23 protein-coding genes are annotated in these 25,335 nt (G+C 63.6%); 9 read left to right on the plus strand and 14 right to left on the minus strand.

What is annotated here, in order from left to right; translation table 11 throughout:
• Positions 1–61 precede the first annotated feature (61 nt).
• From Q0K12_RS06205 to Q0K12_RS06225, 5 genes are all read left to right on the plus strand, one after another.
• Positions 62–658: an ATP-grasp domain-containing protein gene (locus Q0K12_RS06205; protein WP_297261085.1), complete on the plus strand. Its 597-nt coding sequence runs from the start codon at positions 62–64 to the stop codon at positions 656–658.
• 31 nt (positions 659–689) lie between these two features.
• Positions 690–1,610: an NAD(P)-dependent oxidoreductase gene (locus Q0K12_RS06210; RefSeq protein ID WP_297261087.1), complete on the plus strand. Its 921-nt coding sequence runs from the start codon at positions 690–692 to the stop codon at positions 1,608–1,610.
• A 64-nt stretch (positions 1,611–1,674) separates the two neighbouring features.
• On the plus strand, positions 1,675–3,057 hold the full coding sequence (locus tag Q0K12_RS06215; protein ID WP_297261089.1) for a radical SAM protein: 1,383 nt from the start codon (positions 1,675–1,677) through the stop codon (positions 3,055–3,057).
• 2 nt (positions 3,058–3,059) lie between these two features.
• The gene (locus tag Q0K12_RS06220; RefSeq protein ID WP_297261091.1) at positions 3,060–3,752 is read left to right on the plus strand and encodes an acetyltransferase; all 693 of its coding nucleotides are present in this window, start codon (positions 3,060–3,062) and stop codon (positions 3,750–3,752) included.
• A gap of 48 nt (positions 3,753–3,800) precedes the next feature.
• Positions 3,801–5,276, plus strand: a complete 1,476-nt coding sequence (locus tag Q0K12_RS06225) for a hypothetical protein (RefSeq protein WP_297261093.1) — start codon at positions 3,801–3,803, stop codon at positions 5,274–5,276.
• Between the two features lie 736 nt (positions 5,277–6,012).
• Here the strand turns inward: Q0K12_RS06225 and Q0K12_RS06230 are convergent.
• Positions 6,013–7,224, minus strand: coding sequence for an HlyD family efflux transporter periplasmic adaptor subunit (locus tag Q0K12_RS06230; protein ID WP_297261095.1), 1,212 nt, complete (start codon positions 7,222–7,224; stop codon positions 6,013–6,015).
• 160 nt (positions 7,225–7,384) lie between these two features.
• Here Q0K12_RS06230 and Q0K12_RS06235 point away from each other — a divergent pair, with 160 nt between their 5' ends.
• Positions 7,385–8,098 carry a hypothetical protein gene (locus Q0K12_RS06235; protein WP_297261097.1) on the plus strand — a complete coding sequence of 238 codons (714 nt, stop codon included), beginning with the start codon at positions 7,385–7,387 and terminating at the stop codon, positions 8,096–8,098.
• A gap of 233 nt (positions 8,099–8,331) precedes the next feature.
• Here the strand turns inward: Q0K12_RS06235 and Q0K12_RS06240 are convergent, their stop codons facing one another.
• The 12 genes from Q0K12_RS06240 to Q0K12_RS06295 all read right to left on the minus strand — a co-directional run bounded on the left by Q0K12_RS06240 (position 8,332) and on the right by Q0K12_RS06295 (position 21,814).
• Complete coding sequence (locus Q0K12_RS06240) at positions 8,332–9,423, minus strand: cysteine protease StiP family protein (protein ID WP_297261171.1); 1,092 nt, start codon at positions 9,421–9,423, stop codon at positions 8,332–8,334.
• Positions 9,423–10,220 (minus strand): hypothetical protein, encoded by a 798-nt coding sequence (locus Q0K12_RS06245; RefSeq protein ID WP_297261099.1) that lies wholly within the window; start codon positions 10,218–10,220, stop codon positions 9,423–9,425. The genes Q0K12_RS06240 and Q0K12_RS06245 overlap by 1 nt, the downstream gene beginning before the upstream one ends.
• Positions 10,213–11,316, minus strand: coding sequence for a phosphoribosyltransferase domain-containing protein (locus Q0K12_RS06250; protein WP_297261101.1), 1,104 nt, complete (start codon positions 11,314–11,316; stop codon positions 10,213–10,215). The genes Q0K12_RS06245 and Q0K12_RS06250 overlap by 8 nt, the downstream gene beginning before the upstream one ends.
• Positions 11,317–11,473: 157 nt before the next feature.
• Positions 11,474–12,049, minus strand: coding sequence for a TerD family protein (locus Q0K12_RS06255; RefSeq protein WP_296303877.1), 576 nt, complete (start codon positions 12,047–12,049; stop codon positions 11,474–11,476).
• 16 nt (positions 12,050–12,065) lie between these two features.
• A complete protein-coding gene (locus Q0K12_RS06260; protein WP_297261104.1) occupies positions 12,066–12,644 on the minus strand; it encodes a TerD family protein in 579 nt (192 codons plus the stop codon).
• Positions 12,645–12,647: 3 nt separating this feature from the next.
• Complete coding sequence (locus Q0K12_RS06265) at positions 12,648–13,667, minus strand: TerC/Alx family metal homeostasis membrane protein (RefSeq protein WP_297261107.1); 1,020 nt, start codon at positions 13,665–13,667, stop codon at positions 12,648–12,650.
• A 554-nt stretch (positions 13,668–14,221) separates the two neighbouring features.
• Positions 14,222–14,797, minus strand: coding sequence for a TerD family protein (locus Q0K12_RS06270; protein ID WP_297261109.1), 576 nt, complete (start codon positions 14,795–14,797; stop codon positions 14,222–14,224).
• Positions 14,798–14,917: 120 nt separating this feature from the next.
• Positions 14,918–15,373, minus strand: a complete 456-nt coding sequence (locus Q0K12_RS06275) for a tellurite resistance TerB family protein (RefSeq protein WP_297261111.1) — start codon at positions 15,371–15,373, stop codon at positions 14,918–14,920.
• Positions 15,374–15,799: 426 nt separating this feature from the next.
• Positions 15,800–16,729: an HpcH/HpaI aldolase/citrate lyase family protein gene (locus tag Q0K12_RS06280; RefSeq protein ID WP_297261113.1), complete on the minus strand. Its 930-nt coding sequence runs from the start codon at positions 16,727–16,729 to the stop codon at positions 15,800–15,802.
• Positions 16,730–16,955: 226 nt separating this feature from the next.
• A complete protein-coding gene (locus Q0K12_RS06285; protein ID WP_297261116.1) occupies positions 16,956–18,017 on the minus strand; it encodes an ATP-grasp domain-containing protein in 1,062 nt (353 codons plus the stop codon).
• On the minus strand, positions 17,996–19,270 hold the full coding sequence (locus Q0K12_RS06290; protein WP_297261118.1) for a TerD family protein: 1,275 nt from the start codon (positions 19,268–19,270) through the stop codon (positions 17,996–17,998). Before Q0K12_RS06290 ends, Q0K12_RS06285 begins: the two co-directional genes overlap by 22 nt.
• 48 nt (positions 19,271–19,318) lie before the next feature.
• Entirely contained in the window at positions 19,319–21,814 is a 2,496-nt protein-coding gene (locus Q0K12_RS06295; protein ID WP_297261120.1) for a tetratricopeptide repeat protein, read from the minus strand.
• A gap of 177 nt (positions 21,815–21,991) precedes the next feature.
• Here Q0K12_RS06295 and Q0K12_RS06300 point away from each other — a divergent pair, with 177 nt between their 5' ends.
• From Q0K12_RS06300 to Q0K12_RS06310, 3 genes are read left to right on the plus strand one after another with little or no spacing between them, the layout of a single operon-like run.
• A complete protein-coding gene (locus Q0K12_RS06300; protein ID WP_297261122.1) occupies positions 21,992–22,615 on the plus strand; it encodes an MBL fold metallo-hydrolase in 624 nt (207 codons plus the stop codon).
• Positions 22,615–23,235 (plus strand): NAD(P)H-dependent oxidoreductase, encoded by a 621-nt coding sequence (locus Q0K12_RS06305; RefSeq protein ID WP_297261124.1) that lies wholly within the window; start codon positions 22,615–22,617, stop codon positions 23,233–23,235. Before Q0K12_RS06300 ends, Q0K12_RS06305 begins: the two co-directional genes overlap by 1 nt.
• Positions 23,232–23,990, plus strand: a complete 759-nt coding sequence (locus Q0K12_RS06310; protein WP_297261126.1) for a ComF family protein — start codon at positions 23,232–23,234, stop codon at positions 23,988–23,990. Before Q0K12_RS06305 ends, Q0K12_RS06310 begins: the two co-directional genes overlap by 4 nt.
• Positions 23,991–24,246: 256 nt before the next feature.
• Here the strand turns inward: Q0K12_RS06310 and ilvC are convergent, their stop codons facing one another.
• Complete coding sequence (ilvC, locus tag Q0K12_RS06315; protein ID WP_297261128.1) at positions 24,247–25,248, minus strand: ketol-acid reductoisomerase; 1,002 nt, start codon at positions 25,246–25,248, stop codon at positions 24,247–24,249.
• Between the last annotated feature and the right edge of the window lie 87 nt (positions 25,249–25,335).

Raw genomic sequence — 25,335 nt, forward strand, 5'->3', positions numbered from 1 at the left:
AAAGAGTAGACATGGTAACCTCCGTCTCCATACCTACTCTTTTTTGAAGCGTATGGAAATAATGAGTCCTGACCCTAAACAATCCGGCGGATCGACCGATGTCTTCATTGTCAGAAACGACAAGGAGCTGCACTTTTTTGCCAGCTACCTCCTGGAGCAGCACGGCGAATTTGTCGCGCAGGAGTATGTGGGAACGGCTGAGGACGAATTCACTGTCGGCGTCCTGCAGGATACGGAGGGCACCTTGATGGGAACCATTGGTCTGCATCGCAACCTGAACGTGTCCATCAGCCGCCGGCAGCGCGTCAAGAATACGACCGGCCGCAAGGAGCTGGGGGAACATCTGGTCATAAGCAGCGGGATCTCGCAGGGCACGCTGGCGGCCTATCCTCACGTCTGCGCGCCGTGTGCCGAGGTCGCCCTGGCGCTCGGAGGGCGTGGCCCCATGAACATCCAGTGCCGCTTTACCGGGGGGAAGCTTTGCCTGCTCGAGATCAATCCCCGCTTTTCGGGGACGACTTCTCTGCGGGCGCTTGGCGGCTGGAATGAGCCGGAGATGCTGCTCAGGCGGCAGATCCTTGGCGAGCGGACGCTGCCCGAAGCCTACACCAAGACAGTGTACATCGGCAGACGGCTGGAAGAGACGATCCTTCCCTAACACAACGGGCGCAACCCTTTTTCGGATGAATATGCAAAGCTGCTTGGTAACCGGCGCAGGAGGGTTCATCGGCCGCCATATCAGCCTTTCGCTGGCAAAGCGAGGGATCAGGGTCTATGCGCCTTACAGGAAAAGCCTGCCGCCAGCGCATCCGAATATAGAATATTTCCCGGGAGATATCCAATCCCCAGACAGCTGGGAGGACATCCTCCCCCGTCAGATCGACGCCTGCATCCATCTGGCGGCACTGCTGCCGGGGGCACAGCATTCCAGTGAGGACTATGCCAGGGTCAACGTGCAGGGGACCCGGAATGTGCTGGCCGTCGCTCTTGCGCGTCGCTGTCGGGCATTCATCAACATGTCAAGCGCCTATGTCACCGGCTCGTGCGCTGGCGGCCCACAGAACGAGGCCACGCCGGCAGAACCGCAAACCGCGTACCATATCTCGAAGCTTGCTGCGGAAGACGTCTGTGATGCCTGTCGCGGCACGACGCCGATGCGCATCCTGACCTACCGCATCGCCTCGCCCTATGGCGTGGGGATGCCGCAGACGACTTTGATGGGCATATTTTTGCGCAATGCGCTCGACGGCAAGCCTTTTGTCATCTGGGGCACAGGCGAGCGATGCCAGAACTTCATCCATGTGCAGGACATCGTCAGGGCCTGCCACTGCGGACTGCGCCAGGGAGAGGGCGTATTCCTGATCGCCGGGGAGCGGAGCATCTCCACCACGGATCTCGCCCGCCTGTTCATTGGCATCTCCGGCAAAAAAGGCACGCCCATCCGGTATGAAGCTTCCCGCTCAGAAGATATCAGCTGGTTTTTTGACATCAGCAAGGCAAAAAATGAACTGGGTTTTGCCCCCAGGATATCCCTGGCTGCCGGCTGCCGGCAACTTTACACGTTGTTAACAAAGTTCCCATCCGGCCAATATGAAAGGATCCCTGGCTGACGACGCGATATTTTGCGCTGCTCAGCATGGAATGCCGCCTGACAAGACAGGTAAGGAGAATCCGATGGATACGAAAATTGAAGAATTGGTCAGCCGTGCCAAAAAAAGTGCGCTCTTCGCATGGTCGAACCAGACCGACGGTGAAGTGGAATTCCCCAACGCCGTCTATATTTGCCCAACAAACGTCTGCAACAACAGATGCATAACGTGCGCCATCGACAAGATGCGCAAGGGAAAGGACGCCGAAGGCAATCCGCAGCGCGGCATCATGAAGTGGGAACTCTTTGAAAAAATCGTCAACGAGCTTCCGGAAGCCCCTCGCCGTGTATATCTTTACAAGACGGGCGAGGCTCTGCTCCATCCCCGCTTTATTGATATGATGGCCTATCTTAAGGAGAAGCGCCCCGACTATGAAGTCGCGCTGAATACCAACGCCGCGCGCATGAACACGACCATAGCCGATGGTCTTCTTGATTACGCAGACTATGTCGGTATCTCCATCTTCGCTATCGACAGGGAACACTACAAGATGGCACATCGGAGGGACTATTTTGATCTTGTCCTGAAGAATGTGGACTATCTCCACAGTGAATATGTACGGAGAAAAGAAACAAAAAAGATATTCATCTACATGGTCAGATGCGAGGCCAACAAACACTATGCGGATGAAGAAGTCTTTGACTTTTTCAGCAAGCGTTATCCCGCATTCAATATCAGCATCAACGGCTTGTTCAATTTCTACAATGCCGTCGACGGCATTGAATTTGAGTTCTTCGATCAGATCGAAGAAAAAAAGCTTCCCCGATGCATCATCCCCTATTCCATCATGCCCATAACGTGGGATGGCAAGGTGGTTTCGTGCATTGCCGACCCCTTTGAAACAAACATCATGGGGGACGTCAGCAAGCAGAGCATCATGGAGATCTGGAACGGCGAGAAGTATAAGCGCTATCGCAAGCTGATGTCAGACGCAAACTTCGCCCAGCTTGATAAGGAAAAATATCTGTGCAAAAACTGCAGCTGGCTGCTTTCGCTCAAGACGCACTCCACTGAAAACCTCTGCATCGCCAACCGCAGAGAGATCAAGGATCCGCACATCTTCTTTGCGAACAGCCAGTGTTCGACCACCGATGAGATGCTGGAGTTCGGGCTGCGCTCCTATATCCACGGGGATATTTCCGACGCTCTGAAGTCATTCATCATCGTGGCGATGGGCGGGAAGAATGAAGAAGTGCGCAACCTGGCGCGGGAATGGAAAGAATACTGCGAACATGTGTTTGAGATGCGCGCTGGCATCGATGCCTGGGAAGCCTGCCTGAACCAGCATGGCACCACGCTCCATGAGTTCATGATCAGCAAGTATCACATCTCCAATGCCTCGGCTGAGAAGTTGTTCATGGCCCTGCCGGACAGCCCTGACATCAAGGTGAAGAAAACGGATCTGTGATCATGAAGCCGCGCTGCGTGATATGGGGAGTGGGCAACTTCGCCCGGCAGGTATCCGTTCAGCTGAGTCCGCGGTTTGATATCGCCGGATATGTCGTTGATGACCACTGCCATCAGGAGCGTCAGTTCATGGGGAGGCCCTGCCTCCCCTTTTCCCTGCTGGAAACCCATGAAAACTTGGGCGCGGAACACTTTTTTTGTGCCATCGGCTACGGCAACTTCAATCAAAACCGTGCGGGATGCGTACAAAAAATGCTGGCCAAAGGCCTGCAGCCCATTTCCGTGATCAGCGGACAGGCCATCGTCGACGACTCCGCCCAGATCGGCGCAAACTGCTATGTCGGCCCGGGAGCCATCATTGACGCGGACGTACGCATAGGCAGCGCGGTCACCATCCTGCCGGGGGCGATCATCGGGCATGACAGTTCGCTTGCAGACAATGCCTATATCTGCCAGGGCGTCAACATCCCGGGCTTCGTCCATATCGGCGCCAACAGCTTCGTGGGGACGGGCGCCATCTTTTCGGACGGGGTCAGCATCGGGGATTTTTGTTTCATCAAAGCGGGCGAAAAGGTTTTTCACCACTGCGAAGACGGCAAGCTCACCAGCGGTCTGGATGCCAGAGTTTTTTTCGATTCATGGTACGACAACAGGAAAACGCTTTACTCAGCGATGCTTTCGCGCCAGTTTGCCTAAGCAAGAAAGCAACTGACGGTCAAAGTATTTTTCAACAAGGAAAATGCCATGAAAATTTTGATTTCAGGTATAAATACTGCGGGCTTTATCTATAATTTTGGCAGAGGTTTTTCAGAACTTGGCCATGATGTAAAAACGGCTGCCTTTTCCAGCAATGAATTTTATGATCATAATTTCTCATTTGTATTTGCCCCAAATACTTTTGTACAAGGACAAAACAACACTTCGCTTGAACCTTCAAAAGAATTTTTTTCGTTCATAGAAAATTTCGATCTCTTTATCTTCATCTCTGGGCAAACGCTGCTCCCAGGCATGTACGACCTGCCGATCTTGCATGAGATGGGGAAAAAGGTCATCATCCGCAATACAGGTTCCTGCACACGCTTTATCTATCCCAGCTCCCTAGCCTGGAATTACGCTGGCGCACCTTTCAACATAGCTCTTCCAGAACTGCTGGAACTTGCCCGCCCCAGCCGCGACTGGCGCAAGCCTGCCGCCTACATGTCTGGACTCGTCTACGTCTACCATCTTGCGCCAAAGCTGTATAAAGAGTGCATGAGCGCCTTGTACGCCGATGTCATCGCCAATTGTTCAGCCCATAGCTCACTGGGTTTTTCTCCTTTTTTTGCCGCGGTCAATACCTTCGATCCCGACGGCTGCTCGCCAATGATCCCGGCCCGAAAGACACCTGTCATCCTCCACGCCCCAAGCAGGGAGGCATTCAAGGGAACAAGCGTTATCGAGGCCTGCCTCAATGAACTGCGGGAAGAAGGGCTGGACTTTGATTACATCAGGCCACCGAAAGTCCCCAGCAAGCAACTCCAAAAAACACTTCAACTGGCGGATATCGTCATCGATCAGCTGGCTTGCGGCGGTCATGGCATCCTTGCCAACGAAAGCATGGCCTGCGGTTGCGCCGTCCTGGGCGGCAATAACGCGGACATGTCGCCGATCCCCTTCCACCGGCCCGTCATCCCCATCGACAGGAACAATTTGAAGGAACAGATCCGGCGGGCCGTTCTGGACATCCCGTTCCGCGTTCGTGTGGCTGAAGCGGGGATCGAGTACGTCAACAGGGTACACCGTCCCGCAACGTCAGCCTCCTATATGCTTTCCTGTCTGGAAAGAGCGAAAGACGCTTCGTATGACTACTATCCCTCGCTCTTTCTGGACAACCCCTTCCGTCCCGACTACAAGCAATGGCTGGCGCAGACCCACGCACGCCTCTACGCACCGGATGTGGATGACGCCGAGGCCCTCCTGAACCACCGGCGCGACGGACTGCCCGAATTCCTGCATGGCCTGTTTGGCAAAGCTCTTTTCAAGGCCGGTGTTCACCCGGATACGGATATGGACAAGTTTGTCCGCGAATTTGAGCTGAAGAACATCCAGCCTCATCTGCTCCCCCGCTGGGACACCAGCAAACTGAAGCGGGTCAACCCCTGGCTCTCTCTGGGCGATACCGCCGGAAAGGGCCTGCCCGACAAGGAGCTCATCCCCTACGAGGAACTGGCCCAGCCCTAACCCTCTGGAGCATTTTCCGTTTGCGCCGTTTTCGCGCCGCAAACCATAACCTGTCACATCGCGGGAAAAACGCGTTTTTTCCGCTCGCCGTGAGTCGGGTTGCGCTGTGCCGCCGCCTCGCGTTTGTCCATTCCAGCGGCACGGGACGCTTGAACAAACCGTCCGGCACTCCACCCGGCTCGCTGTTGCCGTTTCGTTGTCTGTTCGTGTACGGGCAGGCAAAAAAGGAGGGAGTCTGCGCGAAGCAGGCTCCCTCCTTGCATGGACGCTTCCCATCAGGCGTTACGCCTCTGTTCCTCCATCACCCCGCAGGCCGCCTTGCAAAAGCCCACCACGGGGCAGCGACTGACCTTCCTTCGGGCTGTTCTCGCTCCGACCAGGGCCTGTTAACATATTTGCTGCTCGTTTGGGGGAAGGGGAACCCCTCGCTCTGCTGTCGATGTCCGTAAGGCTCCTTTGTCGCCTAACGGACACGGCCCTTTGGGCCGCCTTTCGGTCGCCGCCGGCGCGGGAGGGGTTCCCCTTCCCCCAAGCCCCCATCCCTTCCCCAGCGCGCTTTTGCCATGGGAAGAGTCGAAACACGAGGCAAGCCCGCCCCAAAAGGCACATGGGGCATGCACAGCTTACTTTTGCTTATCCATTGAAATTGTTTACAAAATTTGTGTAACAGCCCCTGAAACATTTTTCCTTTGAAAAGGCGATATGTGAGGCGGCGCTGTGCCGCCGCCTCACGGCTCTAAAGCCCCGTGAAGCCCAGCAGGTTGCGGGTGCGGATATCGCAGTTCAGTCGTGCCCCGGCGGACGCCGCCTGTGCCAGCGCCGCGCCGTCGTCAAGGGAAATGCGCACGGCCACAAGCGAGGCGGAACCGCCGTCGCCCGTACCGCCGTTCGTGCCGGGAAGGGTCATCATCTGCGGGGGATAGACCTCTTCCACCTTGCCCTTCCAGACCGTCCCCGCCGTCGAGCGGGGCGCGGCGGAAGCCGTGGCGCCCTGGGCAAGGGTGATGCGGACAGCCTGCCCGGCGCTGATCCCTTCGGCCTCGTCGGCCGGATAGTAGGCCATGACCCACCAGGCGGCCGAGTCATCGGGCGCGATGAGCAGCACGGGATTGCCCGGCTGCGGGGTCTGCCCGGCGCTCTGCAGGACCTGCGTCACGGTCCCGCTTACCGGCGCGTAAAGATTCTCATCCGGCGTCGGCAGCTGGGCCGGCTGACTGGCCCGGACAGGCGGCTGTCCCTGCCGGGTGCGGGCAAGTTGCACCTCGGTACGGATGCGCTGCAATTCCTGATCAAGCGCCGCCCGCGCCCGGCTGGCCTTCTCGTAGGCCTCGCGGGCCTGCTCCATCCGCGTGCGCGCCGCCGCTTCCGCCTGACGCGCCCGCTCATAGGCAGCCTTGCCCTGATAGGGCTGGATGCCGCGCAAGGCTATCTGCGCCTGCACATGCGCCGTGACGCTACGGTCCCTTTCCTCAAGGCTCACGGCCTCCTCATTGCGCGCCGTGGCCAAACGGGTGACCATATCCAGCTCGGCTTCCTGCGCCTGCTGCATGCGCTGCGCCGCCTCCTGCAGGCCGGGCGCAAGACCGGCCAGTTCCTGGCTGGCGCGGGCAAGCTGGCGCGCATAGGCGCTCACATCGAGCCGGGCCACCACCTGGTTGGCGTCCACATGCATGCCGGGCTGCGCCATGACCTGACGCAGGGGCGCGCTGTATTCCGTCACGACGGGAACCATGTTGGCGTCCAGCACGGCCCAGCGGCTTTCCCGCCCGCCGTCGGAAAGCCACCAGAGCGCCAGCACCAGCAGCAGGGCGGCCAGCACCACCGTCAAAGGCAACCAGCGCAACCATTTACGGCAGCGCCCCGGACGTCCGCTCTCCCCCGTTCCCGGCCGCGGCGGCTCCTGGGGAGCCTCGCCCGACGGCATTTCCAGATACATCGGTTCGGACATGCAACCTCCCGTCATCGGCTGACGAACATTCATGATGAGGACACAGGGCTTTCCGGCCCGGGCGTCCTTTCGTTGCCTTCACTTTACAACAGGCACAAGGCTGCTTACAAGAAGCCTTTCCCTGCCGACCCGGCCAAAATTTTTTTCTGGGAGATATTCCATGCCTGCACGTTTCGCCGCACTGCTGTGCTGTGCATTCCTGCTGGCGGGCTGCGGAGCCCGTACGGTAGCCGTCATCGACGACAAGGGCTTTGCGGAGATGAGCCGCCGCATGCCGGACGAGATGCGCGCCCGCAAACTGCTCACGCCGGAAGGCGACTACTATTCCCGTCCCGCCGCCTCCCGGCCGTACGGAGATATCCTCTACGCCACCCTGTCGCCGGACTTCCTCTTCGACGATACCGGCGGGCACGTCTACCTTGGCGAGACCTTCCGGGCCACGCGCACGCCCTCCAGTCGGGCAAGCCTCCGTCAGAACGGCTTTACGCTCCGCCACCCCACCCAGACCGTCAGCGTCTCCATGCTGGGGGAACTGGACTGGGACGACAACGGCACGGACGAATGGCTCGTCTCCTGCCGGGTGGAGCCCCTGCGCGGCTCGCGCGTGCGCACCTACTATCTGCTGGTGCCGCCGCCGTCCCGCAAGGGACAGCCCCTCAAGGCCAGCGTGGCCGCGCTGTACGAATGCTACGGACTGGCCTGCACCATGTACGTCAATCAGGCGCTCGTGCTGCGCGGCGAGGGCAACGACAGCAGCGAGCCCGCCACCCCGGTGCAGGATTCCGTCCCGGGCCTGCAGCAGGTCACGGAACCGCCCGCAGCCGGAAAAAACGGCGCCGCCACTCCCGGCGGACTGGAAGAACACAGCCTGTAAGGGCCAGTTTAGAGCATTTTATACGGCTTGGTGGTTCGCGGGAAAAACACAGTTTTTCCGTTCACGGTGGGCCGGACGGCGCTGTGCCCCCGCCTCGCGTTTTGCCTTTTCAAAGGCAAATTGCTCTAAGCAGCAGACAGTGTTAGAAGGCCCCTAGCGATGCAGGAGCCTTACGGACATCGACGACGGATCAACGGGGGAGGCTCCCCCCGAAAGCGTGATACGCCCACGTCTTACCGCACTTTGCGGATGATGGTCACGGCCTTGTACGGCAGGATGGCGTCGCCGCCTTCCTCCACGGGGATGCCGTGCCGTGCCGCCAGCCCCAGCAGCAGGCGCACATCGGGGTCCGCGCGCCGGCTGACGAGCACATGTTCCGGCACCCGGCGCAAGAGCGCCCGCGTCGCTTCCGCTATGCCGGGTTTGATCCGGTTGGCGGCGTCGATGGCGAACCGCCGCATGAGACGCGCCACCAGTTCCCCGGACTGCCGCCGCAGGGCGGCGTACTGCGCGGGATCGGCAACGGCGGGGTGGCGCTGCGCCTCGGCCAGCATGTCGTCCGTCCAGAGCGCGGAGACCGTATCGACGAATGCGCGCGTCTGATCCACATGCCGCAGGGACTCCCAGAGCATGCATTTATGCAGGCCGTCATCCGCCCACAGGGAACGGGAGATGAGCCCGGCCACCGGCGCGCCCAGCAGGCTGAAGGGGATCAGCCAGTCCTCGCAGGAGGCGGCCAGCCAGCTTGTGCCGCAGAGGTCGGCCAGCACCGTCAGACGCGGCGGCCGCTGCGCATAACCGGGGCGTGTGGCCAGCGTCCGCGTCAGCTCGCCGCTGATGGCCCCCTTGCCGGTCCAGCCGTCCACGAAATAGATGTTTTCCGGGGGGCATTCCCGCTCCACCAGTGAGAGCGCGGCATGATCCAGCCCCCTGTCCCGGATGATGCTGACGCCGAAATGCCGGACGTCCCTCCCCATGCGTGTCAGGGCCCGCCGCAGCAACACGCCCAGCGGACAGCCGGCACGCACCAGACTGACCAGCCCGATGGGCCCGCCCGCGTCCGGCTGGGCGGCGATGGCGGCAGCGAGGGCGAGCGTCTCGCGTGCCAGCCGCGCCTTGCCGTCCTGCAGGGCTTGCGCGTAGATGGCCATATGTTCCGGCGTGGGGACGCTCTCTTCGCTGAGCATCTCCGAGTAGTGGCGCTGGCCGCTCTGGAGCCAGACTTCCTTTTCCGCCACCGGCGTCAGCTCGATAACGGTCTTGCGCAGCAGAAAGGTGATGTCCTCCGGCGCGTAGGAGCCGGAAAAGAACTGTCCTGCCTCCATCACCGTCCCTCCTCCCCCACGATACGCCCCACTGCGCCCGCCAGCTGACTGCGGCGGGGCATGCCCCACCAGTCGCACAGGGCAAGAAAGGGCATGTCGCTCAGGCTGTCGCCAAGCCCGACGGTGGGCCGCGCGCCGCCTTCCGCATCCAGCGTGCCCAGCAGATGGCGGAGAGCGGCGGCCTTGTCGATGCCGCGCGGCAGCAGGCTGATGTTGTTGTCGTTGCTGGACAGGACGAAACGCGAGAGGTCCAGCCCGGAAAGAACGTCATCCACGACGGCGTACAGTTCCGCCAGACGGCTGTTGTCCCGATGCTTCATGACGAGGTAGATGTCCGTGCCGTATTCCTGATTGATGCGGGCAAAGGCATCGTAGCCCCGCCGGGCGAAATAGTCCGTGCAGCACTGGGCGATATGGCGCAGCTCGTCTTGCAGCGGCCGCACGATGCCGAGGATGCGCTCCCGCCAGACGGCATCCTCGCTGCCGTCCGGGGTGAGGATGACGGCCCCGTGGGTGGCGATCTTCCAGGAACGGAAGGCGATGCGCACCCGTCCCAGCTCCTCGGTCCCGCGGCCTGTCACGGGGATGAGGCAGGCGTGCTCATTGAGCCAGTCCAGAAAATTCCGCTGCGTCTCGCTCATGAAGGAGCTGGGCCTGCCCTGCCTGTCCACGGCCGCCACGACGGCCCGCTCCCGCTGGGCCTCGCTCATCTTGCGCGCCGTCTGGAACAGGGTGTCGTCCAGATCGAGAAAGAAGAGCGGTCCCCTCCCCAGGGACACGAACGCGGACTCAGGCATGGTCATACTCCAGCACGACCGCCTTGCGCAGATGGCGCAGCAACTCCCTGTCGAGGGTCCCGGCTCCCGTCTCGCAGCAGAGATAGATGCTGTCGTAGGCCTCGGGATCGACGTTGTACAGGTAGTTGCTGATGCCGAAACCGTAATTGTCGCCGTGCTCCAGTCGGTGACGGATGGCCAGCCCCGGTTTGATGGGCGAACGCGTCGTCGCGCCGAAGCGCACGTCGGCTCCCTCCCGCTCCAGCCGCTCGGCCAGCAGGAAGGGCGGCCAGACGAATTCGCCGGTGCCCAGCACGAGCACGCGCCTTCCCGGCTGCTCCCGTACTTCCGGCCACGGCCGCAGGTCGGGCTCCAGCATGCCGAAGCGGCCCCAGTCCTGCCGCCGGCTCACCGGCTCGCCGCCCGCGCCCTGCTCCACCCGCGCGGGGAAGGGCGTCGGCGGATAGCCGGGCGTCGGCGTCCAGTGCCACGTTCCCTGCAGCAGGCTCACCACTTCGCCGGGCCAGGGCAGGGCCGCCTTGGCCGCCGCCGGGCTCCAGTCCACGATGACCACGCGGGTCACGCGCCGCAACGGCAGGCCCGCGCCGTGCAGGGCCTCGCAAAGATGCAGGAAGGTGTCTCCCGTCGTCATCTCGTCGTCGACGGCCACGAGATGCAAGGGCTTCTCCCCGAGGGTGACGCCGCGCGGCCGGTAGAGGATATGCCGCATGGCATGGCTGTGGGCTTCGTCGAATTCCGCCAGACGGGGCGCGGCAAAGGCATGGCGGGTGGAGGCCAGATAGCAGCTGTCCGGACACGTTTCCCGGCAGCGGCGAAATACCCCGGCCCCAAGCCCCACAGCGGTCTCCGCCATGCCGACGAAGAGAGTCTGCATGTCCGGCGGCAGCGTGATGCCGTCGGCAAGGCGCTGCTGCACGTCCCGCATGACGGACGGCGCCACGGGGATATGCCGCCCCAGCACCTTGCTGACGAAAAGAAAGACCCGGCGAGGGTTCTGCCGTTCGGCAAAGTCGAACAGCGCCTCCGCCGGCAGGTCGGCCCGGGCGATCTCCAGTTCGAGCCGTCCGGCGGCGTAGGTCTGCACGAGTTTCTCCATCCCCTTGCTCCTTCCGGCAGCCGCTTGCCGCCCCGCCCTTCTTCCGCCGCGGGGCATGCCTCCGCTCCGGGCAGGGCCGCAGGCCCCGCCATGCGGCGGCCTGTGCCGGCGTGCCGGGAACGGCCGACGTGCGCCGCTCCCGGCCCGGCCCAAACAGTTAGACGTTGACGCCGTAGTTGCGGGCAAGGGGGCCAAGCCCGCCATCATAGCCCTGCCCCACGGCCCGGAACTTCCATTCGTTGTTGTGCCGGTAGACTTCGCCAAAGATGATGGCCGTATTGGTGCTGGCATCTTCGCTCAGGTCGAAGCGGGCCACCTCGCGGCCGGTCTTGCGGTTGACGATGCGGATGAAGGCGTTGGACACCATGCCGAAGTTCTGGCGGCGCTGGTCGGCCTCATGGATGGTCACCGTGAAGGCCAGTTTGCTCACGTCGGCGGGGATGCGCGACAGTTCGACGTTGATGGCTTCGTCATCGCCGTCGCCGACGCCGGTGCGGTTGTCGCCGGTGTGCTCCACGGCGCCGCAGGCGGACTTGAGGTTGTTGTAGAAGATGAAATCGCTGTCGCTGCGGACCTTGCCCGAGGCGTTCAGGAGGAAGCAGGAGGCGTCAAGGTCGAAATCGTTGCCGTCGGTGCTGCGGGCGTCCCAGCCCAGGCCGACCATGATGGACTCGATACCCGGTTCTTCCTTGGAAAGCGAAACGTTGCCGCCTTTGACGAGAGATACGGACATGGGAGTGCTCCTGTCGTTAGAGGATCGCGCTGATGGGGCCGATCATGTCGGCAACGGTCTTGCCGCGCATGGATTCGCCCACGGCCTGCATTTTCCATTCGCCGTTGTGGCGGTAGAGCTTGGCCATGATCATGGCCGTATAGTCGCCGCCGCCGCTGATGGTGTAGCGGGCGACTTCCTTCCCGCTGTCGTCCACCAGACGGCAATAGGCGTTGGCCACCTCATTGAAAGTCTGTCCGCGGTAGCTGCTGACGGTAAAGACGAGATAGTTCACCTCGGCGGGGACGTTGGCCAGCGTGACGTTGATGACCTCGTCGTCCCCCTCTCCGTCGCCGGTCAGATTGTCGCCGGAATGGATGATGCTGCCGTCCTTGCTCTTGAGCTGGCCGAAGTAGACGACGTCCAGCGGCTGCTTGTCCGCGGAAAACAGCACGCAGGAGGCGTCAAGGTCGATGTCGCCGCCACCGACCAAACGTCCCAGAAAGCCGCCTTTCTTGACGGCATCCCAGCCCAGCCCCATGAAGACCTTGTTCAGGGTCTTCCCCGACTCTTTGTCGAGGGAGATCTTCTGCCCTTTGATAAGACTGACGCTCATGTGCTACTCCTGGTTTTTCTTTTGTGTTGCGCTGATGATGGAGGCAATGATGCCGACGGCCAGAACCGCCAGCACCACCACCAGCGAGAAGTGGGGCGACAGCTCGAAGCCGATGCCGAAACCGTGCTTGAGTGCGGAGAGCAGCAACTTTGCCGCGATGAAGAAGAGCAGCACGATGACGGCCTTTTCCAAGTGTACCAGATAACGGCTCATGGCTTCCAGCACAAAATAAAGGCTTCGCAGACCGAGGATGGCGAAGATCATGGCCGAGTAGATGATCAGCGGTTCACGGCTGACGGCGATGACGGCCGGCACCGAGTCAAAGGCGAACATGACGTCGCTGACCTCGATGACCGCGAGGCAGAGGAAGAGCGGTGTCGCCACGAAGGGGATCTTGTGGCCCAGTCCCTCCACCGTGATGCCCAACCGGGAAGCTTCTTCCGTCGCATGCTTGCGGGTGATGAAGAAGTCATGCCCGTGCAGGCGCGGCCACATGGGGAAGATGCGCTTCACGCCCTTGTAGGCGATATGGGAGGAATAGTCCTCGATCTCTTCTTCCTGATCGCCCTTTTTGAGCATGACAAAGCCGGTGTAGGCCACCATGGCGGCAAAGAGCAGCTCCACATACGGGCCGAAGGAAAGCAGGCCCGTGCCGATGGCCACGAAGATGGCGCGAAAGACGATGGCCCCCAGCACCCCCCAGTAGAGCACGCGGTGGCGGAACTCGTTGGGGATGGAGAACCAGGAAAAAATGGCCATGATGACGAAAAGGTTATCCACCGACAGCACCTTTTCCAGCACATAACCGGTGAAGAACAGGCTCGCCATGTCGCTGCCGTGGTGGATGTAGAGATAGATGCCGAAAGCGATGGAGACCGCGATCCAGAAAATGGTCCAGAGGCAGGCGCTTTTCAGCGTCACGTCGGCATCGCGTTTGTGCGCGAAAAGGTCAAGAAAGAGAGAGAGGATGACGGTCACGGCAAAAATGACGACCGTTTCCGTGGGAAAACCCAGATGTTCCATGATTGATTACCTTGTGGCTGTTGCCGGTTTGCCGCAGGATAACGCGCCTCGCCCATGCCGTGCCGTCAGCACGCGGCCGTCATGACGCAACCGCACCTCCCGCCCTCCTGCCCCACGCTGGCGCTCCCCGCCGCACACGCGGGTCGGGAGCGCCCGTCATATCCGGGGCATGGCGTCACGCCGGTACGGGGAAGATGCCGCCGCCCTTCTGGACGCCCCCTTCCGCACCGTCGCGGCGGGAAAGTCGTAACGTCCCAATGCGGCAGGCCTGCCCGCTGCCGGAGCAACACCTGTCAACACACAAGCGTTTTGCCGTTGAAAACGGCAAAACGCGAGGCGGCGGCACAGCGCCGCCCGGCCAAACGTAAGCGGAAAAACCGCGTTTTTCCGCGAAACGACCGGCCGTATGGTTTGGAGCGCACAGCGTTCCAAACGGAAAATGCTCGTGGACAGCGCCTGCAAGAGACGCTGGCCACGCAGGGCAAAAAACCCTTTTTCCTGTCTGCGCGGACGGCCGCGCCACCTGCGGCGCGGCCGTCCGCTGCCGAAGCGGCTTAGATGTTCACGCCATAGTTGCGGGCCAGCGCTCCCAGCCCGCCGTCGAAGCCCTGCCCCACGGCGCGGAACTTCCATTCGTCATTGTGACGGTAAAGCTCCCCGAAAATGAGACTGGTATTGGTGCTGGCGTCCTCGCTCAGGTCGAAGCGGGCGATCTCCGTGCCGTCCTTTTCGTTGACGACGCGGATAAAGGCATTGGACACCATGCCGAAGTTCTGACGGCGCTGCTCCGCCTCGTGGATGGTGACGGCAAAGGCCAGCTTCATCACGTCGGCGGGCATGGCGGCCAGCTTGACCATGACCTTCTCGTCGTCGCCGTCGCCCTCGCCGGTCAGATTATCGCCCAGATGCTGCACGGACCCGCAGGCCGAGGCCTTGTTGTTGTAGAAAATGAAATCAGCGTCGGAACGCACCTTACCCTCGCCGTTGAGCAGGAAGCAGCTCGCGTCGAGGTCGAAGGCTTCGCCATCGGTCGCGCGCACATCCCAGCCCAGCCCCACGACCACGTTTTCCAGCCCGGGGGCTTCCTTGGTCAGAGAAACATTGCCGCCTTTCACCAGAGATACAGACATGGTTCTTTCCTTTGAGGAGGTCGTTTCTGCCGCACGGCCGCCGGCATCCGCCGGCCGCACCGCTGCCGCCTGCCGCGGCGTGTCCCTCCATTCCGCGCCGCGGCACTTCGCATCATCCATTCAACAGTCAAAGTCTTCAACGGGCACATTCAGTTCCGCGCAGATCTCGCGGACAGCCCGTTTCTCGCTGTCGTCAAAGTTGCCGTCGCTCTTGGCGATGACGATGGCCACACGGACGAGCAGGCGGGCCTGCTCATCCTTGCCGCGCAGCTTGCCGATTTTTTTCAGGGCCTCCGCCTTGCCGATGCCCATATCAAAGTCGAAGGCGTCCGCGATCTTTTTGAAGGCGGCCACCACCTCATCCGTGTCAAAGCACTTCAAGTCTTCGGAAACCTTGATGTAGTCGCAGAGCTTCTTTTTCTCTTCCGAGGTGGCCGCGCCGTCGGCGAAGGAAATGATCACGGCCCCCGCCACGACCCCTTCAAGGAAGGTGGCATTGCGAAAACGGCTGACCTCCGTGGCGAGCTTGCCGCGTCCCTCGGCAAGCTTCTGCTTCAGATTGTCCAGAAAACCCATAGGATGCTCCTTCTTTACTAATGTTGCCGCGCCGCCCTACGGACGGACGGAAATCATCCCCGGCACATCGTCCGCCGGGGGAAGCGGCCCGGGCAAAGCCCTGCCGCGCCTCCCGCCCGTCGCCCCTTGCGGCGCACATGACGTCTCATCGCGGGCCTGTAAACACTATGTGCTTTGGGAGCGTTTTGCCTTTGGAAAAGGCGAAACGCGAGGCGGCGGCACAGCGCCGCCCGGCCAAAACCAAGCGGAAAAACCGCGTTTTCCGCGAAATGGCAGGCCGTATGGTTTGGAGCGCCAAGCGTTTCAAACCAACCATACTCTATTTGGATACGGGGAGCGCCTTTTCCGCAAGCATGCGGGGCAAGCCTTTTCCCCTCTGGAACTACCGTAAAGTTTACATCAAGCGCCTGACGCGCAAAGTCCTTCTCACGGAAGGCCAGCGGCGCTCCCGCCGTCCGGCTCAGCCTGCGGCCCGCTCTCCCCAAAAACCTCCCTGCGCTCCAGGATCTTCCGGGCCCAGTGGGAATGCGTGGCCGGTTCGCACATTCTGCCGTCAAAACGGAAGACGGCCTTCTCCTTTTCCAGTATGGCGCGCGCGGAAGCCGCCTCTTCCGGGGTGACCCTGAAGGCGGCCTGGATATGGCCCAGTTGTGAGGGGTGGATGGCGGTCTTGCCGCAAAAGCCGTGCAGGATATCGCGCTCAAGCTCGGCGGCCAGCAGCCTTTCATCATCCAGCAGCTCGAAGACCGGAGCCGTCAGCGCGAAGCCGCGCGGCAAAAATATGGTGGCCAGCATGCCGAGGACATAGCCCAACGGCCCCTCGTACACCGTATGCCGCCCGCTGCGCCGTACCCCGAGCTGCTGCTGCAGGTCGTTTCCGCCTATCCGCAACGCCACGATGCGCTCCCGGCCCGGCCCGGCCAGCAGCGCATCAGCCAGTTCCCGCATGGCGGCGGGATCGAACGCGTCCGCCGTCTCCAGAGTCGGCATCCAGAGGTACGGCATACCCTGCAGACGCCGCTCCCAGTCAGGCAGATCGGCAAGCCGGAATTTCGGCAGGACGAATCCGGCGATGCCCTCAAGGCCGCCCCTGTCCAGCAGGGCGGAAAGATTGCCGCCGTCACGCGGCCGGATGAAGATATGCGGCAGGCCGTCACGCTGCCGCGCCGCCGCAAGGAAGCGCCCGATGCACTCCATGCCCCGCGCCACTTCGCTGCTGTCGATGGAGTCCTCGAGACAGAGCGTGACGGAAGGGAGAACGCCATATTTTCCCGCGAGGATGTTTTCCATGTACTTCCAGGCGGTCGAAGGCACGTAGAGAGTCGTCCCCACAGCATAGGGGGAAAGCCGTTCCATGCGTTTCCTCCAGGATGACGCGTGTTTGCCCGGCGGCAGCCTGTCCGCAGCGCGACCGGTCTTTCTGTTTATTTTTTTAGTTTATCACAAACCACGCCGGTGTGGTGATTTTTCTGTTACATTTATGTTACAAATTATGTCAGCTCCCGGCAAGACATGCCGGGGCTCCCGTGCCTGTGCGGTCTTCCCTGTCTTTGCCGCCGGATACGTCGGCGTCCGCCCCTCCTTATCCCTCCCCGCCTGCCGGAGGAAGGGGGACAGCCACCGTCAGCGGCCGGATGGTCAGCGGCCGGAAATCCCGCACGGCGCGTCGTGCGATCTCGTCCGGGTCCAGCCTGCCCAGCATGAGTCCCGCCCACAGGGCGGGCAGGTTGCATCCCGCGGCAAGGCCGTAGCCGATGCCGCCGGAAGGCCGCAAATTGGCTTCCAGCAGGAGAGGGTGTCCCTTTTCCGCCTCGATGAGCTGGATATTGACCAGTCCGTCGCATCCCAGCAGGCGGGCGCATTCGTACGCGAGCTCCGTCGCCTTGCCGGGCGCTTCCAGGTCCTGCAGGGGCCCGTGCTTGCGCCGCTGCACGGAGCAGAGCGCACGGCCCTGCCGTACGAGCATGTCCACGGAATACTCGTCCCCGCCGCAATAGGGCATGAGCAGCAACGGCTCGGGCGATTCCTCCAGCAGGCGGAGATACCAGGCGGACGGCACGCGCCGTCCCGCCGTATCCGCCAGCACGTCGCGCAGGCCGACGCTGTCGTCGAGAATGCGGAAACCCTGCCCGTAAACGCCCTGCACCGGCTTGACGCACAAGCGGACAGCTCCGAAGGGCGACGTACGCAGCGCTTCGCGCAGGTCCTCGGCCCGTTCTATGGACAGGGCCGGCACCACAGGCAGCCCGGCCTCCCGCATCCGCGTCGAAAACTGGAGCTTGTTGTCGGCCAGCGCAAAGTCCGCTTCCCGGCAGGCTCCTGTCGAAAGCCGCACCCCCAGCGATTCCAGACGTGCGCGCCGGCCTTCGAACCAACGGCCGCGCCGCCCGGCATGGAGGACCGTCACGGCATGACGCCGGATGACCTCCTCGATGAAGGCGGCACGCTCCTCCTCGTCACGAGGTTCGCGCAGGGCGATGTCCCCGCAGCCCAGTATTTCCCGCCGGTCGTCCCGATGCGAAACAAGCAGCCGCACGTCGGGGCAGGCCGCCTTGATGGCCAGCGCCATGTCCCGTTGGGACGCGTAGCCTTCCGCAAGCCAGCACACGCCGCCCCGCGGCGTCACTTCCAGCCCGCCCGCCATTTGAACCCCCAGCCGAAAAAGCGATCCATCTCCTCATGGCCGCGAAAATACCGCTCAAGGCGCTCGATGCTCAGCTTGCCGCCGCTATTGGTGATGCGCGCGATGGCGCACATGGGCAGCGGCTCATTGCCGTCGGCAAGCCGCGTCTCGATCTTGGGCTGGCCCGGGATGTCCACGCGCACCACGGCATCCGTGGCGTTCCAGTTGGGAGCGCCGGCATAGATGAAGGTAAAGATGATGATCTCCGCCAGCTCGTCGATGCGGTCGCCGTTGATGTGGATCCATTCGCCGTCGGCCTGACTTCCCGTGCGGTCGTCGCCCATCAGCTTGACGAAGGGCGGCTGCTCCAGCGAGCCGAACCGCTCCCCAAGGGCCTGGACGATGGTCTGATCCCCGTTTTTCAGAAGGACATAGGCGGCCAGATCCAGATCGATGCCCCGATTGGGGTTGAACAGCCCGGCAAGGCCGCTCGGCCGGCTCGTGAAGGCGCGGTTCCAGTTGAGATTGACGCGGTACATGCCCCCGGCAAGAGTATGCTTGGTCAGGTCGATGCGCGGAGAGGCCTTGGTGAGCACGATCTTGCCCAAATTGACGGCCCGGGACGGCGCTGGAACGGGGGACGGCGCGGATGCGCCGGCAGGAGCCGGACGGGACGCCGCAGGGCCGGGATGCGCGGGACCGGAAGAGGCCGGACGAGGAGGGACGGGGGACGGCGCGGGCCCTGGCGCGGGGGACGGCGCGGGCGCTGGGGCATCGTCCGCCACATCCACGCCGTAGAATTCGGCAAGCGGTTTGAGACCGCCCCGGAAGCCCTGCGCCACGAAGCGAAATTTCCACTGCCCGTTGCGCCGGTAGAACTCGCCCAGGATCAGGGCAGCCTCATCATGACGCGCCACCTCGACCGAACAGCGCAGCAGGCACTCCGCCCCCTGCGCGGCCTCCAGCGTCAGGGACGACAGGCGCGCGACGGTGGGGAAGTCCGAGGTGACGGCAAGGGCCACCTTTTCCACATCCGGCGCAAGCCGGGCCAGATCCACGCTGAACACGCCGGAGCAGGCGTCGTGGCTGAGCGAGATGGTGCCGTCATCATTCCTTTTCTGCCCGTAGAACACGAAGTCCTCGTCCCGGCGCGTCTTGCCGCCGGCAAAGAGACGAAACGCGGAAAAGTCGGCCGCGGCTCCGGCCCTGATGCTGACGGAAAGCAGGGATGCGGGGACGGGACAATTCTGTCCGGGAACAAGAGTCTGCGTCATGATCTCTCCTTATGCATGGCGCACGGGGGCGCCGTTCCGGTTTGCGTCTCAGGCCGAAGGGATGCGCGCCTCCGCCAGACGGGCTTCATCTTCCCGGTCCTGGGCGCGCAGGGCCCGGGCAAGCACCTGCCAGCCCTCCGCCGTATCGTGCAGGCGCACGCTCTTGCGCGCCAGCAGCTCGGCCACGGAGGGATCCTCGTTGCCGTCCAGATAAAGACGGGCCATGAGCAACATGGAGGCCGCGTCGTTGGGGTCGCGCAACAGCGCCTCATGCAGCAGCTCGCGCGCCTCGCCCCCACGCCGCTGCCGTGCCGCCACCCGCGCCAGATAGCGCCGGGCGAGGCTGGGCCCGCCGTCCTGTTTGCCTTCGCGCAGGCTGTCCTCGATGCGGGCCGCCTCCTCATAGAAGCGGCGAGCCTCGTTGCGCCGCCCGCCCTCCTCGCACAGCTGCCCGAGCCGCAGGTGGGCGTACAGATGTTCCGGTTCCGCGGCCAGACATTGCCGGTAATAGCGGGCCGCCGTGCGGCGTTCGCCCAGTTGCTGACATACCGTGCCCAGATTGTAGCGGGTCTGAGCCGTCTGCCCGGGGTCGGAACAGCGGCGCAGCGCCTCGAGGAAATGCCGTCGGGCCTCATGGTGCCGGCCGAGCGCGGCCATGCAGACGCCCAGCGAGTTGCGCGCCAGCACATTGTCCTCATCGGCCAGCAGGGACAGCTTGTACTCTTCCACCGCGCCGAAGATGTCGCCCTGGCTGTAGCGCCTGTCCGCACTGATGTTGAGGGCCAGCGAGTTGCAGATGCCCACATGCGGCGCGGGCAGCAGGAGCGCGTATTCCAGCGCCTTCAGGGTGCATTCCAGCATCTCGCCCTTGCGGAACTGCAGGAAGGGGTAGGTCGCCAGACCGCAGGCGGCGCGTACGCCCCGCTCGTCCAGCGCCCGGCAGACCGATTCGTACAGCGGCAGCAGGCGCTGTCCGTCCGTCTCGGGATGGTGGAACACAAGGCTGTTGCCTCCGTAAAGTCCGCGCACAGCGGCCTCTCCCGCCGCTTCGTCCTGTCCGGCGAGGCATTGCCGCCACAGCCCCGCCGCCTGTCCCAGCGCCGCGCAGGGCGACACGCCCTCTTCCGGCGACGTTCCCAGGTCCAGGCGCAGCAGCGCCAGCGAAAAATGATTGAGATCCTCCGCATGCCGGCGCAGGGCACGCATGAACTCGCCATGCCCGAGAAAGCCCTCAAGGCCGTCGCCGGCCCCGCAGGCTGCGGGCTGTGCCGTTTCGTCCGGCGCGGCCGCCGGTTCCGCGCCCTCGACGGCCGTGTCGACGGCGGGCTCCCCGCCAGCCTCATCGCGCGGCAGCCGCCCGTCCTCGGCCAGGATGCCCTCTTCCTCAAAAGCCGCCGCCTCGTCCAGCAGGGCCAGGCGCTGGCCCACGGCCAGCGGGCGCGCCGCATCGGTCAGCTGCAGGGTCTCGGCCACGGCATCCTGTTCGCGCACCAGCAGCAACACCACCTCGCCCCGCAGTCGCCGGCGTCCTTCCGCGTCCGGCTCCCAGACGGCGAAGCGCTGGCCCTCGCGGGCCTTGGCGCGCAGGCCGAGGCTGATGCGCACCCGTCCCATGCCGAGGCATTCCTCGATGACGCCGCCCTCCTGCAGGATGCGCGCAAAGGACATGATGCGTCCGGGGACACGGCTCCGCACCGCCTCTCTGGCGGCCAGACGGGCCCGCTCCATGAAGCGCCGCGCCTGCTCGTACATGGACAGGGCAAATTCCGGCCCTTCCATGTCCTGCGGATAGACGGCATGCCCCGCGCACAGGCGGGGACGCACCATCTTGCGCGTCACCCCGCAGCGCTGTTCCACCCCGGCCATGCGGCGGAGCGCCTCCTGCGCCAGACGCTGACAGGCCTTGCGGCCGCTGCTGCTGGGCATGAGCAGCGCCATGCCGAAGCGCCCCACGCGCGCCGCCATGACGTTGCCCGGCAGATCCGCCCGCAGGGCGTCCGCCACCTGCCGCAGCAGGCCGTCGGTAAAGGCATAGCCGTATGTCTCGGCCAGTTCCCTGCCGTTGCTCATGCGCACGAGGACGAGCCCCATACAGAGCCTGTGCAGGGAAGCGCCGTGCGAATCCTCGGCCGTGGGGTCGGCAAGCTGCTCGCGCACGCGTGTCGCTTCTTCCTCCATACGGGCATAGAGCAGGTTCTCCGTGGCCAGCCCGGTCACGGCATCGGTACGCTCCCCTCGGGTACGCTCCAGCAGATCCAGACAGATGTCGGCCACGGCGGGCAGCAGCGGCAGGGCCTGGCGCGTCTCGCGCACGCGCACGCCGTGCAGCATGGCCACGGCCAGCGGCGTTTCCCCCCGCCAGAGCGGCAGCAGCAGACGCCGTTCCCCGGCCAGCAGCTCGGCCTGCCGTGACGGCGCTTCCGTGGGGAAGTACAGGGCGCAGCCCGTACAGGGGATCACGCGCCGCAGCTCGGCAAAGAGCTGGGCATCCATCTCCATGAGATCGCCGCGGGTCAGACTCGATGTGGATTTTTCCGTATTCATCCGCCTATGGTATGATGCGGCACGGCTCCATGTCTAGAAAAATTCACGACTTTTCCTGTTATACGACGCCATACGGCGTCCGTGACCGGACGTTCGCAGCGGACACGCCGCATCTTCGCTTGCCGTTCCCCGCCGGGCAACGTATCCTGCAAAAAAATTTACCGCAAAGGAACCGCTATGCCCATTGCCAAGTTCGCTCTCGGCCCGCTGGAAACAAACTGCTACGTCGTCAGCAACGACAGGGAAGCCGTCATCATCGACGTCGGCGGCGATCCCGCGCCCATGCAGGAATACCTTGCCCAGCGCGGTCTGAAGCTGCTCGCCGTCTGCCTGACCCACAAGCATTTCGACCATGCCTATGGCGTCGCCGCCCTGGCCGCGGCCACGGGCGCACCCGTCTACGCCTCCCGCCATGAGGCCTGCCTCGACGATACGGAATCCGTCCGTGGCGGCATCTGGGGATTCCCCCCCGTGCCGCCCTACACCACGGAAGACCTCCCGGCCGGAGAACGCCGCTTCGGCGATCTTGTCTTCACGGTGCTGGATACGCCCGGCCACACTCCCGGCGGCATCTCGCTCTACTATCCCGCCGAGAATGCCGTCTTTACCGGCGACGCCCTGTTCTTCCGCTCCATCGGGCGCACGGACTTCCCCGGCGGCGATCAGGCCCTGCTGCTGCGCTCCATCCGCGAACAGCTCTTCACGCTGCCCGAGGACACCGACGCGTATCCCGGACATGGCCCCGCCACGACCATCGGCGACGAACGCCGCCAGAACGCCTTTTGCGGGGATCTCTGCTGATGCGGCACGGGATCGTCCTGCTGGGCAGTCCCCGGCGCGACGGCAGCAGCGACAGCCTGGCCCGCTGCTTCATGGAAGGGGCCGCGGAGCAGGGGCTGATGCTGGAACCCCTGCCGCTGCGGGAGTGCCGGGTACGCCCCTGTACGCATTGCGGCGGCTGCCGGCGGCCGCCGCATCGCTGCGTCCTCGCGGAGGGCGACGACGGCGAGCGCCTGCTGCAGGCCCTTGAGCGGACGCCGTTTTTGCTGCTGGCCGCCCCCATCTACTTCTACGCGCTGCCCGGTCAGCTCAAGTGTCTTGTGGATCGCGCCCAGAGCCGCTGGATGGCCCGGCAGGACGGCACCGCGGGGGACGGCAGTCCCGGCGTGAGCCTGTCGCTGCTGGTGGCCGGCCGGCCGCGAGGGGAACAGCTCTTCACGGGCAGCGAGCTCTGCCTGTCCTATTTTCTGCGGGCCCTCGGGCGCGAACTCACCGAGCGGCAGGCCGTGCGCGGCATCGAAACGCCGTCGGACATTTCCCCCGAACTGCAGGCCGCCATGCGCGACTGGGGACGGCGGCAGGCCGCCGACGCGCTTTCAGCCCCCACGCCCCCAGCCTCGTTTGCCTCCGGCAGCCCATGAGCGCTCGGGGCTTCCTTCGCCCGCCGCTACGCCTGCTGCGGCGTCTGGGGCTGCTGGAACGCCGTTGCGCCCACTGCCTTACCCCGTTCACGCCTCTTCACGGCGAAGCCTTTTGCCCGCATTGCCTGCCCCTGCTTGCTCCCTATCAGGGCACGGCTTGTCCGCGCTGCGGCCTGCCGCCGGCGAGTCCGGGCGACACGGACGCGCCCAGCGTCCCGTGCGGGCACTGCCTGGCCGACCCGCCGCCCTGGGAGAGCATACAGGTCTACGGCCTGTACCAGGGCGCTTTGCGTGACTGCCTGCTGCGCCTGAAGTTCTCGGGAGAACTGGCGCTGGCCGCGCCGCTGGGCGGTCTGCTGGCGCAGCGCCTGCAGGCCTGCCCTCCGCCATGCCCCGCCCCTGACTGCGTTCTGGCCGTGCCGCAGCATCCCGACCATTTGCGGGAACGCGGCTACAATCAGGCGCACGAACTGGCGGCGGCCCTCTGCCGGGAACTGCGCCTCCCGTTGCGGCATGACCTGTTGCACCGGACACGACGTGTCCAGCCGCAGGCAGGCCTTGATGCCGCCCGCCGGGTCGCCAATGTGCGCAACAGCTTTTCCGCCTCCCCACACCAGCTTGCGGGCGCGCACTGCTGGCTGCTCGATGACGTCATGACCACCGGCAGCACGGCCCGCGCCGCCTGCTCGGCGCTGCGCGAGGCCGGGGCCGCATCGATCACCCTGCTGGTCATGGCTCGCACGCCGTCCCGCTGACCGGGACGTGCACGCGGCTGGTGGCTTATTTTGGGGGGCAGGAGAACCCCTCTCGCGCTGGCGGAGGGGTTCCCCTTCCCCCAAACAAGTAGCTGATAGCACTCGCAGGCCCTAACACGCAGCAAGCGTATGCGGCGTTTACGGAGTAAAAGCGACTTGCCGATGCAGCGCGGCGGGCCGAAAAAACGAAGGGAGCGGAAAGCCCCTCCCGGTGGAAAGGCTTCCCGCTCCCGGCGGTGCGTTCGGAAAGGAAGGACTAGGCCTTCTTGTCCTTCTTGAGCCAGCTCATCATGCCGCGCAGCTCGCTGCCCACCTTTTCGATCTGGTGGTTGGCTTCGTTGCGGCGGGTGGCAAGGAACATGGGATACTTGGCGCGGGCTTCAAGGATGAAGTCGCGGGCGAACTTGCCGCTCTGGATGTCCTTGAGCACGTTCTTCATTTCCTTCTTGGTCTCTTCGGTGATGAGACGCGGGCCGGTCACATAGTCGCCGTATTCGGCGGTGTTGCTGATGGAGTAGCGCATGCGGGACAGGCCGCCCTCGTACATGAGGTCGACGATGAGCTTCATTTCGTGCATGCACTCGAAGTAGGCCATTTCCGGCTGGTAGCCGGCTTCCACCAGCGTCTCGAAGCCGGCCTTGATCAGGGCGGACACGCCGCCGCAGAGCACGGCCTGTTCGCCGAAGAGGTCGGTCTCGGTCTCTTCACGGAAGGAGGTCTCGATGACGCCGGAACGGGTGCCGCCGATGCCCTTGGCATAGGCCAGCGCGTTCTTGAGGGCGTTGCCGGAGGCGTCCTGATGGATGGCCACCAGGCAGGGCACGCCGCCGCCTTCGGTGAAGGTGCGACGCACGAGGTGGCCGGGGCCCTTGGGCGCGATGAGGTACACGTCCACATCCTTGGGCGGGATGATCTGGCTGAAGTGGATGTTGAAGCCGTGCGCGAAGAGCAGCGCCTTGCCCGCCTTGAGGTTGGGCTTGATGTCGTTCGCATAGACGGCGGCCTGCACTTCGTCGGGCAGCAGAATCATGATCAGGTCGGCCTGGGCGGCCGCTTCGGCGGCGCTCACGGGGCTGAAGCCGTGTTCCCTGGCAAGTTCGTAATTGGCGCCGCCGGGACGCTGACCCACCACGACGTTGACGCCGGAATCACGAAGGTTCTGGGCATGGGCATGGCCCTGGCTGCCATAGCCGATGATGGCGACCGTCTTGCCCTTGAGCGCGTTGATGTCCGCATCCTGATCATAGTACACTTTCATATTCGTATCCCTCTGTCGTTATGATACACAAATCCTCCCGCACAGGGCGGGAGGAAAATTGTTGTGCCGCTTCGCCGCAAAAGTCAA

The sequence above is a fragment of the uncultured Desulfovibrio sp. genome, from assembly GCF_944324525.1.
Classification (GTDB): domain Bacteria; phylum Desulfobacterota; class Desulfovibrionia; order Desulfovibrionales; family Desulfovibrionaceae; genus Desulfovibrio.

Excerpts from the sequence above, each read along its gene's own strand:
- Q0K12_RS06205 (WP_297261085.1), top strand. The coding sequence starts at position 62 with ATGAGTCCTGACCCTAAACAATCCGGCGGATCGACCGATGTCTTCATT.
- Q0K12_RS06210 (WP_297261087.1), top strand. The coding sequence starts at position 690 with ATGCAAAGCTGCTTGGTAACCGGCGCAGGAGGGTTCATCGGCCGCCAT.
- Q0K12_RS06215 (WP_297261089.1), top strand. The coding sequence starts at position 1,675 with ATGGATACGAAAATTGAAGAATTGGTCAGCCGTGCCAAAAAAAGTGCG.
- Q0K12_RS06220 (WP_297261091.1), top strand. The coding sequence starts at position 3,060 with ATGAAGCCGCGCTGCGTGATATGGGGAGTGGGCAACTTCGCCCGGCAG.
- Q0K12_RS06225 (WP_297261093.1), top strand. The coding sequence starts at position 3,801 with ATGAAAATTTTGATTTCAGGTATAAATACTGCGGGCTTTATCTATAAT.
- Q0K12_RS06230 (WP_297261095.1), bottom strand. The coding sequence starts at position 7,224 with ATGTCCGAACCGATGTATCTGGAAATGCCGTCGGGCGAGGCTCCCCAG.
- Q0K12_RS06235 (WP_297261097.1), top strand. The coding sequence starts at position 7,385 with ATGCCTGCACGTTTCGCCGCACTGCTGTGCTGTGCATTCCTGCTGGCG.
- Q0K12_RS06240 (WP_297261171.1), bottom strand. The coding sequence starts at position 9,423 with ATGGAGGCAGGACAGTTCTTTTCCGGCTCCTACGCGCCGGAGGACATC.
- Q0K12_RS06245 (WP_297261099.1), bottom strand. The coding sequence starts at position 10,220 with ATGCCTGAGTCCGCGTTCGTGTCCCTGGGGAGGGGACCGCTCTTCTTT.
- Q0K12_RS06250 (WP_297261101.1), bottom strand. The coding sequence starts at position 11,316 with ATGGAGAAACTCGTGCAGACCTACGCCGCCGGACGGCTCGAACTGGAG.
- Q0K12_RS06255 (WP_296303877.1), bottom strand. The coding sequence starts at position 12,049 with ATGTCCGTATCTCTCGTCAAAGGCGGCAACGTTTCGCTTTCCAAGGAA.
- Q0K12_RS06260 (WP_297261104.1), bottom strand. The coding sequence starts at position 12,644 with ATGAGCGTCAGTCTTATCAAAGGGCAGAAGATCTCCCTCGACAAAGAG.
- Q0K12_RS06265 (WP_297261107.1), bottom strand. The coding sequence starts at position 13,667 with ATGGAACATCTGGGTTTTCCCACGGAAACGGTCGTCATTTTTGCCGTG.
- Q0K12_RS06270 (WP_297261109.1), bottom strand. The coding sequence starts at position 14,797 with ATGTCTGTATCTCTGGTGAAAGGCGGCAATGTTTCTCTGACCAAGGAA.
- Q0K12_RS06275 (WP_297261111.1), bottom strand. The coding sequence starts at position 15,373 with ATGGGTTTTCTGGACAATCTGAAGCAGAAGCTTGCCGAGGGACGCGGC.
- Q0K12_RS06280 (WP_297261113.1), bottom strand. The coding sequence starts at position 16,729 with ATGGAACGGCTTTCCCCCTATGCTGTGGGGACGACTCTCTACGTGCCT.
- Q0K12_RS06285 (WP_297261116.1), bottom strand. The coding sequence starts at position 18,017 with ATGGCGGGCGGGCTGGAAGTGACGCCGCGGGGCGGCGTGTGCTGGCTT.
- Q0K12_RS06290 (WP_297261118.1), bottom strand. The coding sequence starts at position 19,270 with ATGACGCAGACTCTTGTTCCCGGACAGAATTGTCCCGTCCCCGCATCC.
- Q0K12_RS06295 (WP_297261120.1), bottom strand. The coding sequence starts at position 21,814 with ATGAATACGGAAAAATCCACATCGAGTCTGACCCGCGGCGATCTCATG.
- Q0K12_RS06300 (WP_297261122.1), top strand. The coding sequence starts at position 21,992 with ATGCCCATTGCCAAGTTCGCTCTCGGCCCGCTGGAAACAAACTGCTAC.
- Q0K12_RS06305 (WP_297261124.1), top strand. The coding sequence starts at position 22,615 with ATGCGGCACGGGATCGTCCTGCTGGGCAGTCCCCGGCGCGACGGCAGC.
- Q0K12_RS06310 (WP_297261126.1), top strand. The coding sequence starts at position 23,232 with ATGAGCGCTCGGGGCTTCCTTCGCCCGCCGCTACGCCTGCTGCGGCGT.
- ilvC (WP_297261128.1), bottom strand. The coding sequence starts at position 25,248 with ATGAAAGTGTACTATGATCAGGATGCGGACATCAACGCGCTCAAGGGC.